10 protein-coding genes are annotated in these 17,219 nt (G+C 32.9%); 1 reads left to right on the top strand and 9 read right to left on the bottom strand.

Annotation, left to right across the window (positions count from 1 at the left end; all coding sequences use genetic code 11):
* The first annotated feature begins 1 nt into the window (after position 1).
* A complete protein-coding gene (locus AC1EUV_RS11705; RefSeq protein WP_480198905.1) occupies positions 2-3,517 on the top strand; it encodes an efflux RND transporter permease subunit in 3,516 nt (1,171 codons plus the stop codon).
* A gap of 41 nt (positions 3,518-3,558) precedes the next feature.
* Here AC1EUV_RS11705 and AC1EUV_RS11700 read toward each other — a convergent pair whose 3' ends face one another.
* From AC1EUV_RS11700 to AC1EUV_RS11660, 9 genes are all read right to left on the bottom strand, one after another.
* Positions 3,559-5,784, bottom strand: a complete 2,226-nt coding sequence (locus AC1EUV_RS11700; RefSeq protein WP_480198904.1) for a patatin-like phospholipase family protein — start codon at positions 5,782-5,784, stop codon at positions 3,559-3,561.
* A gap of 28 nt (positions 5,785-5,812) precedes the next feature.
* Positions 5,813-7,606, bottom strand: coding sequence for an excinuclease ABC subunit UvrC (gene uvrC / locus AC1EUV_RS11695; protein WP_480198903.1), 1,794 nt, complete (start codon positions 7,604-7,606; stop codon positions 5,813-5,815).
* Between the two features lie 35 nt (positions 7,607-7,641).
* Positions 7,642-8,367, bottom strand: coding sequence for a lipoprotein signal peptidase (locus tag AC1EUV_RS11690; RefSeq protein WP_480198902.1), 726 nt, complete (start codon positions 8,365-8,367; stop codon positions 7,642-7,644).
* A gap of 92 nt (positions 8,368-8,459) precedes the next feature.
* Positions 8,460-8,837, bottom strand: a complete 378-nt coding sequence (locus AC1EUV_RS11685) for a TraR/DksA family transcriptional regulator (protein WP_480198901.1) — start codon at positions 8,835-8,837, stop codon at positions 8,460-8,462.
* Between the two features lie 6 nt (positions 8,838-8,843).
* Positions 8,844-12,248: an isoleucine--tRNA ligase gene (gene ileS, locus AC1EUV_RS11680; protein ID WP_480198900.1), complete on the bottom strand. Its 3,405-nt coding sequence runs from the start codon at positions 12,246-12,248 to the stop codon at positions 8,844-8,846.
* Positions 12,249-12,344: 96 nt separating this feature from the next.
* Positions 12,345-12,734 (bottom strand): hypothetical protein, encoded by a 390-nt coding sequence (locus AC1EUV_RS11675; RefSeq protein ID WP_480198899.1) that lies wholly within the window; start codon positions 12,732-12,734, stop codon positions 12,345-12,347.
* Positions 12,735-12,773: 39 nt separating this feature from the next.
* Positions 12,774-14,321, bottom strand: coding sequence for an OmpA family protein (locus tag AC1EUV_RS11670; RefSeq protein WP_480198898.1), 1,548 nt, complete (start codon positions 14,319-14,321; stop codon positions 12,774-12,776).
* 111 nt (positions 14,322-14,432) lie between these two features.
* Complete coding sequence (locus tag AC1EUV_RS11665; RefSeq protein WP_480198897.1) at positions 14,433-15,428, bottom strand: OmpA family protein; 996 nt, start codon at positions 15,426-15,428, stop codon at positions 14,433-14,435.
* A gap of 112 nt (positions 15,429-15,540) precedes the next feature.
* A complete protein-coding gene (locus tag AC1EUV_RS11660; RefSeq protein WP_480198896.1) occupies positions 15,541-17,196 on the bottom strand; it encodes an OmpA family protein in 1,656 nt (551 codons plus the stop codon).
* Positions 17,197-17,219: the final 23 nt, after the last annotated feature.

The following is a 17,219-nucleotide window of genomic DNA, read 5'->3' as shown; positions in this document are numbered from 1 at the left end:
CATGACTGAAAAACAAAAAAAGAAAGTCGATAAAGAATTTGGTTTATCATCTTGGGCAATCAATAACAAAACTACTATGTATGTGTTGATTGCGGTATTCCTTTATTTAGGTATTTCTGCTTTCTTTAGTATGCCGCGAGAAAACTTTCCTGAGATTAGAGAAACAAAGATCTATATCAGTTCATTATTTCCTGGTAACACAGCAGAAGATATTGAGAAATTAATTACGGATCCGCTAGAAGATAAGCTTAAAACAGTAAGCAATGTAGTTGAAATCACTTCTACTTCACAAGAAGATTATTCTATGGTTATTGTAGAATTCGATGAGAACATTACTGTAGAAGAAGCTAAACAAAAGGTTAAAAACGAAATTGACACAGAAACTTCCAGCGAAGACTGGCCAACTTTTAACGATGCTAAGGTAGAACCAAATGTTTTTGAATTAAGTATGTCTGAAGAGATGCCAATACTTAATATTAATATTTCTGGCGACTATCCGGTAAATAGGCTTAAAGAGTTTGCTGAATATCTACAAGATGAAATCGAGGATTTATCTGAAATCAAAAAAGCGGATATACGTGGGGCTCAAGAAAAAGAAGTTGAAGTAGCTGTAGATATCTATAAAATGATGGCTGCCAAAGTGAGTTTTAATGATGTGATTGGCGCTATTGGAAATGGTAATTTAACCATGTCTGCTGGTAATATGGTTAGCAGTGGTCAACGACGTACAATACGCATTATAGGTGAAATAGACACGCCAGAGCAGTTAGAAAATTTTGTAGTAAAATCAGAAAAAAACAGCCCAATTTATCTAAAAGATATTGCGACTGTTGCTTTTAAAGATAAAGAAAAAACCACTTATGCTAGAGAGTTAGGTGCTCCAGTTGTTATGCTAGATGTTAAAAAACGTTCAGGCAAAAACATGGTAGCGGCTGTAGAGAAAATTCAAGTAATTGTCAAAGATGCAATTGACAATGTTTTTCCACAGGATTTAAAAGTTACTATAGCAAATGATCAGTCGTCTAGAACTATCGGACAAGTTGATGATTTAGTAAACAATATCATTTTTGGGGTAATATTAGTAGTAACCGTTTTAATGTTCTTTTTAGGATTTAGAAATGCATTATTTGTTGGTTTCGCGATACCTATGTCTATGTTTATGTCTTTGATGATTTTAAGCACTATGGGATACACCATGAATACGATGATCCTTTTCGGGTTAATTATGGGGTTAGGTATGTTAGTCGACAATGGTATTGTGGTAGTAGAGAATGTTTATCGTTTAATGGATGAAGGCATGCCAAGAATTGAAGCGGCAAAAAAAGGAATTGGTGAAATCGCTTTCCCTATTATTATTTCTACGCTCACAACAGTTGCCGCCTTTGTACCATTAGGTTTATGGCCAGGTGTAATGGGGCAGTTTATGATTTATTTTCCTGTAACTCTATCGGTAGTATTAGGTTCATCGTTGTTTGTTGCTATTTTCTTCAATTCAGTAATGGTTTCTCAATTTATGAAAACTGAAGATCAAGAAATGCCGATGAACAGAATGATTCGAATTACAGCTATTTTAGTGATAATTGGTGGTCTAATTATGGTCTTTGGTGGTGCATATAGAGCATTAGGCTCATTGATGTTCACTACTGCTATTTTACTATGGGCATATAGATTATTCTTAAGAAAGTGGGCTAATACTTTTCAAAATAAGACGTTACCTCGATGGGAACGTTTTTATGAACGTATGCTTCGTTCAGCCTTAACGGGATGGAGACCATACGCAATCTCCATAGGTACTTTTCTACTATTATTTGTTGCTTTTGGCGGGTTCGGTGCTTCCGTTGCAAGCCAAAGAACCAAAGTGGAATTCTTCCCTGATAATACACCCAATCAAATTATTGTATATATTGAATATCCTCAAGGTACAGATATTGAAAAAACCAATACCATTACTAAAGAAATTGAAGACAGAGTATACAACATCTTAAATGATGGAACTTACGTAGATGGTGACTATAACTTTTTAGTTGAAAGTGCTGTATCTCAGGTTGGCGAAGGAGCGGGTAACCCTCAAACAGATGGTGGTTCTGCAGCAGAAATGCCACATAGAGGTAAAATTACCGCATCAATGCGAGAGTATAAATACCGTAGAGGAGCTGATAGTAAAGAGCTACAAAAGAAAGTTCAAGAAGCTTTAAAAGATATTTACCCTGGGGTGGCAATTTCAGTTGAAAAAGAGGCGGTTGGACCTCCAGCAGGATACCCAATTAATATAGAACTAGAAGGTAAAGATTATAATGAGCTAATTGCTACGGCTGAAGAAATGCGCGATTATATTAATTCAAAAAATATTCAAGGCATTGACGAATTAAAAATTGACGTTAATAAATCAAAGCCTGGTATGTTGGTTCAAGTAGATCGTAAAAAAGCTGGCGAATTAGGCGTTAGTGCTGGTCAAGTAGGCCAACAATTGCGTAATTCAATCTTCGGTGCTAAAGCAGGTGTCTACAAAGAAGATGGTGATGATTATGATATCTATGTTCGATTTAATGAAGAAGACAAGTACAATACGAGCGCTCTTTTTAATCAAAAAATAATATTCAGAGATCAGTCTTCTGGCACTGTAAAAGAAGTTCCTGTTTCGGCAGTGGCAAAACAGAAAAACAACTCAGGTTTTAGCGCTATTAAACACAAAGATGTTAAGAGAGTTGTAACGGTATATTCGGCATTAGCTCCAGGTTATACTGATGCAGGTGCTATTGTTGCCCAGGTACAAAATGAAATGAAAAATTTCACTAAAAAACCAGCTTCTGTAAAGATTGATTATACAGGGCAGATAGAAGAACAAAATAAACAAATGGCATTTTTAATGGGTGCTTTCTTTACTGGGTTAGGATTAATTTTCTTTATTCTAATATTCCAGTTTAACTCTGTATCAAAGCCGGCAATAATTATGTTGGCAATCTTTTTAAGCTTAATAGGTGTATTTGGCGGATTAATCATTTCTGGAGCTCCATTTGTAATTATGATGACCATGATGGGTATAATTTCTTTAGCCGGAATTGTAGTAAATAATGGTGTTGTACTATTAGACTATACGCAGTTATTGATCGATAGAAAAAAGGTGGAGAAAAGTGTAGAAGAAGACAACTACTTAGAGGCTGAGGATTTAGGCGAAGCAATTATTAGAGGAGGTAGAGCGCGTCTACGTCCCGTATTACTAACTGCTATTACCACTATCCTAGGATTAATACCTCTTGCTACTGGTTTTAATATTAACTTCTTTACGCTATTTAGTGAGTTTAATCCTCACATTTATTTTGGTGGTGATAATGTGATTTTTTGGGGTCCTTTAGCAAAAACCGTAATCTACGGATTGATTATCGCTACATTCTTAACATTAATAGTTGTACCTATTTTATTCTTTTTAGCAACAAAATTTAAAATGTGGTTAAGAAGTAAATCAGAAACTTCTACAGAAATAGTAGAAACTGCGTCTGATTTGGCTTTAGATAAATAAGATTTTTTGTTTTGGTTAACAATGAGATGTAGGGTTTTGGTTTAGAACCAAAATCCTACATTAAAAAACCAAATATTGCTAGAAGTATCTGGTGACCAAGTATACTTTACTTCTATTGGGCCTAAAAAAGATTCAATACTATAACCTGCAGCATAACCTAGCCTAGTATCCTCAAATATTGCTCCTTTATTTAATAAATCATCATCTACTCTTGCTGCATTAGCCGTAAATGATAAATAATTTTTCTTAAAAAGCTCATATCTTAAGGTCAATGCTGATTTTAAATACCCTTCTCCACTTAAATCTCCAACATCATACCCGTAAAAGCTTGTAAAATTATTTACGAAATTTTCATTATTTCCGCCTAAATGAAAATTATGAACTTTAATATCATTTTCGCCAATTGTAACACCAGCTTCCGAAATAATATGTGTTGTTAATTTATCTCCAAAGGTATGAGCAAAACCTAACTTGCCTTTTAATTGAGTAAACGGATTAAACTCTCTATCTATATTATTATCATCAATAGAAAGCAAATATGCTTTGTAATTTACATCTAAAAAAAATCCTTTCTTAGGGAATAATGCTTTATCATAGGTGTCAACTTTTACTTCTGCGAAAGCGTTTCCATAAGTGGTATTATCGTAAAAAGTTTTAATGGTTTGATTATTAGTAACACTTTCGGTAAGAACTCTCAAATATTTTGTTTCAGCACCAAGTCGTAAAGCAAAGCCATTAGTAAAAGATGATTGTACGTATAGTTGATTAGTGAAATCATTGTATTTGGTAGTAAGTTTAGCATCCATTTCATCATCTATCAAACTAGCAAATGTGCTTTTAAAGATACCTTTATCAAATCTATTAAACTGTGAATTAAAACCATAGCTCCAATGGAACCCATTATCAATAAAATAGTCGAAATTATAGCGAATGTTATCTCCTAAAATAAGATCAGCAGAAATCACATCATTTTTAAATAAGAAGTGTTTTGACGTTACATTTAACAAAGCAGATGTCTTGTAAAGATCATCAAAATGAGCACTGATTTGTAAAAAAGAGGCCACATCGTTCTCCTTTAGTTTAAATTCAACCGTCTTATTATCTACAAATTTATATTGAATGCTTTTAAAATCTTTTGTGGCTGATAATTGATTGATACCCTTGGAAAATTCTTCATATGTCAGTGGTTCACCTTCTTTAATTCCTAATTTACCAAGAATATACTCTTCTGTATAATTCTTTGCTCCCTTAATTATTACATTGTCTATTTGTAGGTTTTTCCGTTTTACACGGATTGTTTTACCTTGAATTATATTACTTGGTTTTTGTTTTTTTGCTAGCTCTTTAAAATATGAGAGTTGTTCTTTAGCAATAGTTTCGCCTTGTTTAATAATTTTTTTAGTATCATCAAATGAAACTACAGTATAACCAGTAATATCTGGGTGCATATATTTATCAACCAAAGCTTTTTTTTCTTCAACATCATCATACATCTGAAAATTTACGATTTGCATTAAAATGGTGGGTGCAGAATCTAAGCTTCCTTTTACTTTTAACTGATCTTGAACATCAACTCCTATAACAATGTCTACCCCTTTTTGACGCATAATATCTGCAGGAAAATTATTTACTATCCCTCCATCTACCAATAACTTATTGCCAATCTCTACGGGGTCAAGCAATGTAGGGAAAGCGCCGCTAGCTTTAACTGCTTCTGGCAAAAATCCTTCTTCAATGATCTCTTGTTGACCTGTTTCTAAATTTGTTGCGACGCAAAAAAAAGGAATTGGTAACTGAGTAAAGTCATCTATAAAATGGATATGTTCTGTTAATTTAGACAATTCATTAAATACATTCTGCCCCTTAGATAATGCAGAAGGCAAGCCTATGCTACCGTTTTTAATTGGCAGAGTAAGTGCATAACGTTCAGAATTTTCTTTTTGATAAATTGATTTTGATCTTCTAGGTAAATTATCTTGCATCAATTCATTAAAATCATACGAATTAATTATAGAATCTAATTCTGACGCGTTGTAACCAGATGCATATAACGAACCTATAATTGCCCCCATACTAGTGCCACCAATATAATCAATACGAACACCAGCCTCTTCTAGCACTTTCAAAACGCCAATATGTGCAAAGCCTTTAGCACCTCCTCCACTAAGCACCAAACCGACTTTTAAATCCTTATTTTCTGAAGTTAAATCTTGAGAAAAAGCGCTAAAAACAGTAAATAGAAGTATAAAAATTAGAAGCCTCCTCATCTATCAATTTTGATATAAATGTATAGCATTATTTGGTATTGTAAAAGTTAAATATTTTAGTTGCTCTATCCTTACCAATTACTTTAGTTATCTCATCCAACGATGCATTCTTAACTCGTTTAGCAGATTTAAATTGTTTCAGCAGTGTCACTATTGTTTGTTTACCAATACCAGGAATCAATTCTAACTCAGTTTGTATAGCACTTTTACTTCGTTTATTTCTATGGAAAGTAATCGCAAACCGATGTGCTTCATTTCTTAATTGTTGAATGATCTTTAACGATTCTGATTTCTTATCTAAATACATAGGAATCGAATCACCTGGATAATAAATTTCTTCTAATCTTTTGGCAATACCAATAATAGCAATCTTACCCCTTAAACCTAATACGTCTAAACTTTTTAAAGCCGATGATAATTGACCCTTTCCTCCATCTATAACAATTAATTGTGGTAGGTCTTGTCCTTCTTCTAGTAGTCGTTTGTATCGTCTGTGCACTACCTCCTCCATAGATCCAAAGTCATCTGGTCCTTCTACAGTTTTAATATTAAAATGTCGATATTCTTTTTTGCTTGGCTTTCCATTTTTAAATACAACACAAGAAGCCACTGGGTTTGATCCTTGAATATTAGAATTATCAAAACACTCAATATGTCTTGGCTGTTTACTCAACCTTAAATCTTTTTGCATCTGCGTCATAATTCTATTTACATGACGATCTGGATCTACAATCTTTATCTGTTTAAATCGCTCTTGGCGGAAATACATAGCATTTCTTGTAGATAATTCTACAATTCGCTTTTTATCTCCTAGCTTTGGAATTGTAACTTTTATATCATCTCCTAAATCAACTCCAAACGGAACATAAATTTCCTTAGATTGTGAATTAAATCGTTGCCTTATTTCCACAATAGTTAACTCTAAAAGATCTTTATCAGATTCATCTAATTTCTTTTTTAACTCAGTAGTATTCGATTGAATAATAGCACCATTAGCAATCTTAAAAAAGTTTATATAAGCGTAGCTCTCATCTGAAATAATAGAAAATACATCTACATTATTTATTGAAGGATTGACAACAGTAGATTTTGCCTGATAATTTGCTAACAAATCAATCTTTTCTTTAATTTTTTGAGCTTCTTCAAACTCTAAATTAGTTGCAAAATCATTCATTAACTGATTAAATCGTTGTAATGATTCTTTAAAGTTTCCTTTAATAATATTTCTAATTGCTTTTACATCTTCTAAATATTCAGATTCTGGTTGCAATCCTTCACAAGCACCTTTGCAATTTTTAATATGGTATTCTAAACATACCTTATACTTTTTGTTTTCAACATTTATAGGCGAAAGGTCATAAGCACAAGTACGTAGCGGATATAATTCTTTAATTAATGATAATAAGGCTTTTGCGGTTCTTACAGATGTATAAGGGCCAAAATATTCTGATCCGTCTTTTATAACATTCCTTGTTAAAAATACTTTAGGGAAAAATTCTTTCTTAATACAGATCCAAGGATAGGTTTTATCATCCTTAAGCATTACATTATAACGCGGTTGATATTTTTTTATCAGGTTATTTTCTAATAGTAGAGCATCCGTTTCGGTTTCAACTACAATATGCTTTATTGAAGCAATTTTTTTAACTAAAACCTTAGTCTTACCGTACTCATGATTTTTAGTGAAGTAAGATGCCACTCGCTTCTTAATATTCTTTGCTTTACCTACATATAAAATAGTATCATCTCTATCAAAATACTGATAAACTCCTGGTGAATTTGGTAAGGTTTTAAGTTGTATTTCTAAAGCGGAATTTGACACTGAGCGAAGTTAAACATTTTAACTTCTTTTAAAAATTACGATTTAGGTTTTTCGTAATGCTTTACCTCTACAGGTGGTTTAATATAATCACTTTCTTCTTCAATTTTTTTAGGAAACGCTTTTTTATTGAATACTAATAAGATTCCTACTCCAGTAGAAATTGCCATATCTGCAATATTAAACACAGGGTCGAAAAAAGAGAAACGTCTATCTACAAAAAGGCTAAAATCTTTACCTCCTAAAAAAGGTAGCCAATCTGGCCAAATAAAACTTATAGCTGGTATCCAACTTGGTAATTGTGTATCTATTAATGGGAAATATAACATGTCTACTACCTTACCATGAAACCAAGAAGTATAACCTCCACCTTCAGGTAAAAAAGTTGCTACTGAGTTATACGTGCTTTCTCCAAAAAGCTGACCATAAAAAACAGAATCTATAATATTACCTAAAGCTCCTGCAAAAATTAATGCTATAGAAGTGATTAAAATTTTTGGAGAATTAGTTTTAACAGCAGTATATAACCAGTACCCAATACCTGTAATAGCTACAAGACGAAATAGGGTTAAAAATAGTTTGCCATTTTCACCACCAAATTCTTTACCCCAAGCCATTCCGTTATTTTCAAGAAAGTGTATACGAAACCAATCTAAACCTAATACCTTAATTTCATCTCCTAATTCAAAATGAGTTTTTATCCAGATCTTACTGATCTGGTCTATTAAGAGAATTATAATAATGATGAATACTGCTTTCTTCAACGAAACATTTTTAAAAAGTCCACAAAAATAAGAATATTATTATAGAATGTAGACCAAAAAAAAGCTCCCTAGTTAGGAAGCTCTATAAATTCTTATTGACGTTTTTTGGCTTCAATACTTAAAGTAGCATGAGGCACTAGTTTTAAACGTTCTTTCTGTATCAATTTACCTGTGACACGGCAAATACCATATGTTTTATTTTCAATTCGCAATAAGGCATTCTTAAGGTCACGAATAAACTTTTCTTGCCGAATAGCTAACTGAACGTTAGCTTCTTTAGACATGGTTTCTGAACCCTCTTCAAATGCTTTAAAAGTAGGCGATGTATCATCAGTACCATTATTACTGTTATTCATATAAGAGCTTCTAATTAACTCTAAATCTTCTTGAGCTGTAGCAATCTTCTTCTCTATGATCTCTCTAAATTCTTGTAATTCTTTGTCAGAATATCTTACTTTATTATCTGTCATAATACTCTAATTTTTTTCGATTAATAACTTGGTGTTTACATCGTCAAAAGCAATTTCTATACCGCTTTTAACCTCGTCTTCTAACACCAACTCATTAGTCAGGGTTTCAGTTTTAATATACTCTTCGTTAATTAAAATAGCATCATCTATGACACCATCTTTTTTAACACTTAATTTAATTTTATCTGTTACATCTAAACCAGATTCTTTACGTAAATTTTGTATTCTATTTACTAATTCTCTAGCAATGCCCTCTTTTTTTAATTCATCAGATATAGTAACGTCTAATGCTACTGTTAAATTGCCTTGGTTAGCAACCAACCAACCTTCAATATCTTGAGATGAAATTTCTAGATCAGCGAGGCTCAATATAGTATTTTTACCATTAATTTCAATACTTAATTGCCCCTCTTTTTCAACAGCTATAATATCATCCTGAGTAAGCTTTTGAATTTCAGCAGCCACCAACTTCATATCTTTTCCAAATTTAGGTCCTAACACCTTAAAATTTGGCTTAACGTTTTTAACAAGAATACCTGAAGCATCATCAATCAATTCTATCTCTTTAACATTTACCTCAGCCGTAATTAAATCAGCAACAGCTTCTACATCTTCTTTGTCTTGTGCATCTAACACAGGTATCATAATACGCTGTAAAGGTTGACGTACTTTGATCATTTCCTTTTTACGCAATGACAATACCATAGACGAAATTGCTTGTGCCTTTTGCATCTTACGTTCTAATGAAACGTCAATCAATTCTTTTTCGTATGCAGGAAAATCAGCTAAATGTACCGATTCTGCACTATTTTTAGCACAAACTTCTGTTAAATTTCGATACAATTGATCCATAAAAAATGGTGCAATTGGTGATCCTAATTTAGCAACCGTCGTCATACAAGTATATAAAGTTTGGTACGCTGAAATCTTATCTTGACCATATTCGCCTTTCCAGAAACGTCTTCTGCTTAAACGCACAAACCAATTACTTAAATTTTCAGTTACAAAGTATTGAATTGCTCTAGCTGCCTTTGTCGGTTCATAGTCTGCATAAAAATTATCTACATTTTTAGTTAATGTATTCAATTCAGAAAGTATCCAACGATCGATTTCGGGGCGTTTCTCTGTGACTATATTTTCTTCCTCGTAAGAGAAACCATCTATATTAGCATATAATGAGAAGAATGAATATGTGTTATATAAGGTTCCGAAGAACTTACGACGCACTTCATCTACACCTTCAATATCAAACTTTAGATTATCCCACGGATTGGCATTTGAGATCATATACCAACGTGTAGCATCTGGCCCGTATTTTTCCATAGTAGAAAACGGATCTACAGCATTGCCTAATCGTTTAGACATTTTCTTACCTTCTTTGTCAAGTACCAATCCATTTGATACAACGTTCTTGTAAGCAACTGAATCAAAAACCAGCGACCCAATGGCGTGTAATGTATAAAACCATCCTCGAGTCTGATCTACTCCTTCTGCAATAAAGTTAGCTGGATAGAACTTATTATCATCTATCAATTCTTTATTTTCAAAAGGGTAATGCCATTGTGCGTATGGCATTGAACCAGAATCGAACCAAACATCTATTAAATCAGATTCGCGTTTCATTGGTTGTCCTTTTTTGGAAACCAATACAATTTTGTCAACTATGTTTTTATGAAGATCGATTGAATCGTAATTATCTTCAGACATGTTGCCAACTTCGAACTCACTGAAAATATCTTTGTCCATCAAACCAGTTTCAACTGACTTCTTCATTTCTTGCTTCAGTTCTTCTACAGAGCCAATCATTAGTTCTTCGGCACCGTCTTCAGTTCTCCAGATAGGTAATGGAATACCCCAATAACGCGAACGTGATAAATTCCAATCGTTTGCATTCTTTAACCAATTACCAAAACGTCCTTCTCCAGTTGATTTAGGCTTCCAATTTATAGTTTCATTCAACTCAAACATTCTATCACGTTTCTCAGTCACTTTTATAAACCAAGAATCTAAAGGATAGTATAAAATAGGCTTGTCAGTTCTCCAACAGTTAGGATAGCTATGCTTGTATTTTTCAACCTTGAAGGCTTTATTTTCTTCTTTTAACAGAATCGCCAATTCAACGTCTACAGATCTTTCTGGAATTTCGCCATCGGCATAGTATTCATTTTTTACATATTTACCTGCATGCTCACCCATATGTTTTGTGAAACGACCTTGCAGATCAACTAATGGTACTGGATTATCATTATCATCTAATACCAACATTGGTGGTATTTCTGGTACTGCCTGCTTAGCTACCAAAGCATCATCAGCACCAAAAGTAGGCGCTGTATGTACAATACCTGTACCGTCTTCCGTGGTTACATAATCACCTGATATTACTCTGAATGCATTTTCAGCATTTTGATAGGGTAACGCAAATTGCAACAATTGCTCATATTGTATACCTACTAGATCCTTTCCTTTGAATTCTTTTACCACATGGTAAGGAATCTTTTTGTCACCATCGGAGTAGGCTAGTAAGTCTGATTTTGCTTCAACTTCATAAAACTTACCTGAGAATTGCTTACCTACAAGGTTCTTAGCCAACACAACATTCATCGGTTTGAATGTATATTGGTTATACGTTTCTACCAAGACATAGTCAATCTTAGGTCCAACTGTTAATGCTGTATTACTTGGCAATGTCCATGGAGTGGTCGTCCAAGCTAAGAAACAAATATCTCCTTCATTTTGAAGAAAATCTGGAAGCGTTTCTTCCTTTGTTTTAAACTGTGCGACAACTGTAGTATCAGTAATGTCTTGATAGGTTCCTGGTTGGTTTAATTCGTGAGAACTTAAACCTGTACCTGCTTTTGGCGAATAAGGCTGAATAGTATATCCTTTATAGAGTAATCCCTTATCATATATCTGCTTCAACAGCCACCATACCGACTCAATATATTTAGATTTATAGGTAATATATGGGTCTTCCATATCTACCCAATAACCCATCTTTTTTGTTAGATCTAACCAAACATCAGTATAACGCATCACGGCCTTTCTACAAGCAGCATTATATTCTTCTACAGATATTTTTTTTCCAATATCTTCTTTAGTGATACCTAATTCTTTTTCTACGCCTAATTCTATAGGCAAACCATGAGTATCCCAACCAGCTTTACGCTTTACTTGATAACCTTTTAATGTCTTATATCGACAGAAAATATCTTTAATAGAACGCGCCATTACATGGTGTATACCAGGCAATCCATTTGCTGAAGGTGGCCCCTCATAAAACACGTATGGTTTATTTTCATCTCGAGAAGTGATACTTTTTTGAAAAATATCGTTTTCTTCCCAAAATTGTAGTGTTTCCTCAGCTACATTTGCCAGGTCTAAACCCTTATATTCTTTGAACTTAGCACTCATTTTTCTATCAAAATTCTATTGGACTCGCGAAATTACATATTTTATTAATAACTAGTGATTATAGCATAAAAAAAACACCTCTCTTGAGGTGTTTTATTATCTTTTTTCAAATAACTGTCGAATTTCTGGTTTTATGCTTTTCCACTTATACTTATCTGACTTACTCCAAATTTCTGTTTTATTAAAAATACTCCCCGTTGGCCAAATTAATCCAACATCTATTGCTCTTTCATATAATTCGCAACTTTCATTAGTTGCAATTTGAGAAAACGCCCAATATTTCCATTTTACAACTTTATAACTCCACCATAACCAATCAATTATTATAGCCACTATAACTGTCATAGCAACAATAAAATCTGGTTTATCTGAATTCAAAATATTCACTGCAACCCAATTTGCCACTAAGCCACTAATAATAACAAATAAAACCAATGGCCCATAAACTAATAAAAGCCCTCTATTAATTAAGTTGCTTAAATTCATATACAATTTATTATTGGGATTTTAGTCATTTTTTAAAAATTATCCTTTCTTTACAACCACAAACTCAGTTCGCTTATTTTGTCTATGCTCTGCATCTGTACATTTAACACCATTTGAACATTTATTTAACAATCTCGTTTCCCCATATCCTTTACCTGTTATTCTTACTGGGTCTATACCTTGGTTAATTAAATAAGTAATAGTTTCTACTGCTCTTCTTTGTGATAATGATAGATTAAGACCATCTGGACCCCTAGAATCGTTATGAGCTCCAAAATCAATAATCATTTTAGGATATTTATTCATTAAGCGAACAACCTTTCCTAATGTTTTCTTAGATATTTCTTTTATATCTGATTTGTTTAACTCAAAACTGATATTAGCTACATTCAGCATTTCTTTACCATTTCTTATAATAAACTCTTTCTCTTCTATAATCAATTCTGCTCTATTTGAATATCCATTTACATTAGAAGTACCTACAATGGAAGAAGTATCGAAATATCCCGGTTTAGTAGCTTCAAGTTCATAGGTTGACGCGCAATCTAAACCGAAGTAAAAAGAACCATCAGCTTTTGTCTGTACTTTTCTTAATTGATTACCGTTGGCATCTATTAAAGCAACAAAGGCGTTCGGTACCACAAAGCCAGTAACAGCATCTTTAACTACTCCGGTAACCGATTGATCACAAATAGGGATCACTGTTTCTTGAATAAACGAATAAATATCATCATCACCTTCACCACCATTTCTATTTGAAGAAAAGTATCCTTTCTGTTTTTCGTTATCAATTATAAAGGAAAAATCATCTCCTTTACTATTCATTGGCGCACCTAAATTTATTGGGTTCGCTACAGATCCGTCCAGTTTATTCATGTAAATATCAAATCCCCCTTTACCTCCTTTTCGGTTGGAAGAAAAATAAATAATGTTTCCATCAATGTAAGGCGTATATTCCTTTTTTTCAGAATTGATAGTTGGTCCTAAATTCTCCGGTTCTCCATAATGCCCATTATTTACAGATACTTTAAAAATATCTTTATCACCAAGAGTACCTGGCATATTTGAAACAAAATATAATGTTTTTCCGTCATCACTTAATACAGGGTGACCAGTATCATAATCGTCGCTATTAAATGGTAAAGACACTGGGTTTTGCCACTGGCCATTTCTAGAGACTGTTGCTTTAAATATTTTTAAGTTTGGAGACTTTGTTTTTCTGTTATAACTATTGGAGGTATAATATACTTCTCTTAAGTCTGGAGAAAATGCAACAAAGGCATCATTATATTTTGTGTTTACATCATTAGAAAATGATTTTACATTAGATATTTCTCCACTCTCAGAAACATCACCAATATATAAATCTAAGTAAGATTTTGTCTTTGCCTTCCAACCGCCTTTTCTAGTAGAAGAAAAAACAATTTTATTCTTGCCATAAAAAGTAGATCCAAAATCTTGATATTTAGTATTTGCCTTAAGGTTTTTTACGCTGTAAGTAGCAGCTTTTATTGAATCTGCTCTTTCAATTTGAGCTGACAAAATAAAAGGACTTAAAACAATTATAATTTTAAATAATAGCTTCATTTAGACAATTTTTAGAGTGTAAATCAAATGCTGTACCAAAAGTAATAAACTATATGTTCTAAATAAAAAAAGCCTTCGATAAACGAAGGCCTTTACAATATTTTTAAACTATTATTTTTTTATAACTACAAATTCGGTTCTACGGTTGATAGCTCTTTGTTCATCAGTGCAATCATCTCCATCCGTGCAATCATTAATCAATTTTGATTCACCATAACCTTTACCTGATATTCTTTTCTTGTCAATTCCTCTTTTAACAATGTACTCTATGGTTCTTTTGGCTCTTCTTTCAGACATCCACATATTATATTTCTCTGGGCCTTTCGCATCTGTATGCGAAGTAGCTTGAATAACCAAATCGGGATTCTTTTTCATTATATCAACCACTTTTAGCAATTCTTCTTTTGCTTGCTTTGTTAAATACGAAGACTCATATTCAAAAAATACTGGTTTTATAACCAAAACATCTTTGTTTTCAGAATTTTTTATCGTCTTTACTTCTGGAACTACTTTTGTTAAAACCTTATCTTGTACTTCTACTGAACTAATTTTTATATCTGTATCTAAGTTATTATCTGTAGTTGTTTTAGCTATTACCGTAGTAGTCTCTTTTTTTAGAGTAATTTGTTGTGATAGAGGAAGTTCTTTTTTAACTTCGATTGATTCAGCAACAATATTAGACTTAATATCTGCTAATTGTGCTGTTTCCGTTTCAACAGGACTCTTTATAAAATCTATTCTACCTTTGTCTAGCGAAATAATAGTTCTTAATGTTGTTTCTGCCAAGCTATTGGTTGTAAATTCTTTTGATTGAGATGTGTACGAATCTTTACTAGCCGTAATAACATATGTAGTCTCGCAATTTAGATCAAAAGAAAAAATCGCATCTTCTAAAGTCATTTGCGTTTCTAGAGGATTGCCTTGCTTATCTGTTAAAGTGATTATAGTTTCTGATAAGAGTTCATTTGTGGCTTTGTCTCTCACTTCACCTTTAACAATTTGATTACATCTCTTGACAGTATCTACAACCTCAATAACATCTATTTTTTGATCCTGAGCACTTATAGAGATACTCATTAACATAAAAAATAAAATTAAAAATCTCATAACACCTAAATTTTACTCTTATTCTAACGTAAAAGTGAATAAAAGTATTGTCATTAGTAAAAAAAAGCCTGTGAGAATTCACAGGCTTTCAAAATATTTAATTATTTAATCTTTACATTCTTATAATTACAAACTCAGTTCTTCGGTTCTTTTCATGTTCGGCTTCTGTACATTCAACACCTTCTGAACATTGGTTTATTAATTGTGTTTCTCCATAACCCTTACCTGTAATTCTTCTAGGGTCAATACCTCTTTCTATAATAAAGTTTACTGTAGATTTAGCTCTACGATCAGACAACCACATATTATACCCATCAGGACCTCTTGTGTCTGTATGTGAAGCTGACTCAATGATCATCTTAGGATATTTATTCATCAAGTCAATCACTTTTTGTAACTCTTGTTGTGCTTTCTTATTTAAATAAGATGAATTTAAGTCAAAATAAATCGGCTCAATATTTACTGCATAAGTACTCGCTCTTAAACGAACTATTTCGTCTGGTAAAACGTCTGGTAATCCTTCTGGTTTTACATCTTCACCTTGATCTTCTGTAGTTCTGCCATCTGCAGTTAAGTTAATATCTCCCTCACCTAATAATATTCTAATCTTGAGTTCAATATCTCCAACATCTGAAGTAGTAAAGTTTTTTATTTGAGGCGTATATCCTTCTTTTTTTCCTTCTAGCTGGTATTCCGTTTCGCAAACGATATCGACTGAAAAAGTTCCTTTGTCGTCTGCAGTAACTGTTTGCAGGATATTTTCTTCGTTGTCACGTAATGTAACTTCTGCACCAGGTAGGAAATCACCACTATTTTTATCTAAAACTTCACCTACAATTAATTGCTTACATTTAAATTCTACAGGCTCTTCTTCGATCAATGAATATATATCGTCATCACCTTTACCATTTGGTCTGTTTGAAGAAAAGTATCCTTTTCTTGATTCTTTATCTATAATAAACGCAAAATCGTCGTTGATTGTATTGATCGGTTCATTTAGTAAAACTGGATCAAGTGTATACCCTGTTAATTTGCTTGCATAAATATCAGCTCCACCTTTTCCGCCATAGCGATCGGAAGTGAAGTATAATACTTCTCCGTCTACAAATGGAAACCAGTCTTTAGCTTTTGAGTTTACTTTCGGGCCTAAATTAACTGGAACACCAAAACCGCTTTGATTAACATCTACCTTAAAAATATCTGTTTCACCTAAAGTTCCTGGCATATCTGATGCAAAATAAAGTGTTTTTTCATCTTCACTTAATGCAGGGTGGCCAACAGAATATTCTACATTGTTAAAAGGCATTGGTATAATATTAATCCATTCGCCTTCTTCATTTACCGTCGCCTTAAACATGGCTAAATTTGTCCAACCTTTATTGTCTTGCGCTAGACGTTTTCTATAATAATTATCTCTTGTAAAGTATACTGTTTTACCATCTTTAGTGAATACAGCGTTTCCTTCGTGATATCTACTATTTACTTCTCCTTGCAATCTTTCTTTATTTGCAATATCACCTCCTTCACCAATATCACCAACATAGAGATCTAAAAATCGTTGTCCGTTCGGTTCCCAAACATCTCTAATTATTCTAAAACCTTTTCTTGGTGATGTAAATACAAGTTTACCATCTCCTAAAAAGGAAGTACCAAAATCTGAATTTTCAGTATTGACTTCTAAGTTTTTGATACTGTATTTACCTGAACCCTCTTGCGCATATGCAAATGTTAAGCTAAGTATACAAAGTATTAAAAGATATTTCTTCATAATTTGATGTTTGTCTTTTTATA

It is taken from the genome of Maritimimonas sp. 2304DJ26-3, from assembly GCF_056591635.1.
The sequence above is the reverse complement of the archived record's forward strand: the minus strand, read 5'-3'. Positions and strand labels throughout refer to the sequence as shown.

Bases quoted from the DNA above. Each gene is read 5' to 3' on its own strand.
- AC1EUV_RS11705 (WP_480198905.1), top strand. From the start codon at position 2: ATGACTGAAAAACAAAAAAAGAAAGTCGATAAAGAATTTGGTTTATCA.
- AC1EUV_RS11700 (WP_480198904.1), bottom strand. From the start codon at position 5,784: ATGAGGAGGCTTCTAATTTTTATACTTCTATTTACTGTTTTTAGCGCT.
- AC1EUV_RS11685 (WP_480198901.1), bottom strand. From the start codon at position 8,837: ATGACAGATAATAAAGTAAGATATTCTGACAAAGAATTACAAGAATTT.
- ileS (WP_480198900.1), bottom strand. From the start codon at position 12,248: ATGAGTGCTAAGTTCAAAGAATATAAGGGTTTAGACCTGGCAAATGTA.
- AC1EUV_RS11675 (WP_480198899.1), bottom strand. From the start codon at position 12,734: ATGAATTTAAGCAACTTAATTAATAGAGGGCTTTTATTAGTTTATGGG.
- AC1EUV_RS11670 (WP_480198898.1), bottom strand. From the start codon at position 14,321: ATGAAGCTATTATTTAAAATTATAATTGTTTTAAGTCCTTTTATTTTG.
- AC1EUV_RS11665 (WP_480198897.1), bottom strand. From the start codon at position 15,428: ATGAGATTTTTAATTTTATTTTTTATGTTAATGAGTATCTCTATAAGT.
- AC1EUV_RS11660 (WP_480198896.1), bottom strand. From the start codon at position 17,196: ATGAAGAAATATCTTTTAATACTTTGTATACTTAGCTTAACATTTGCA.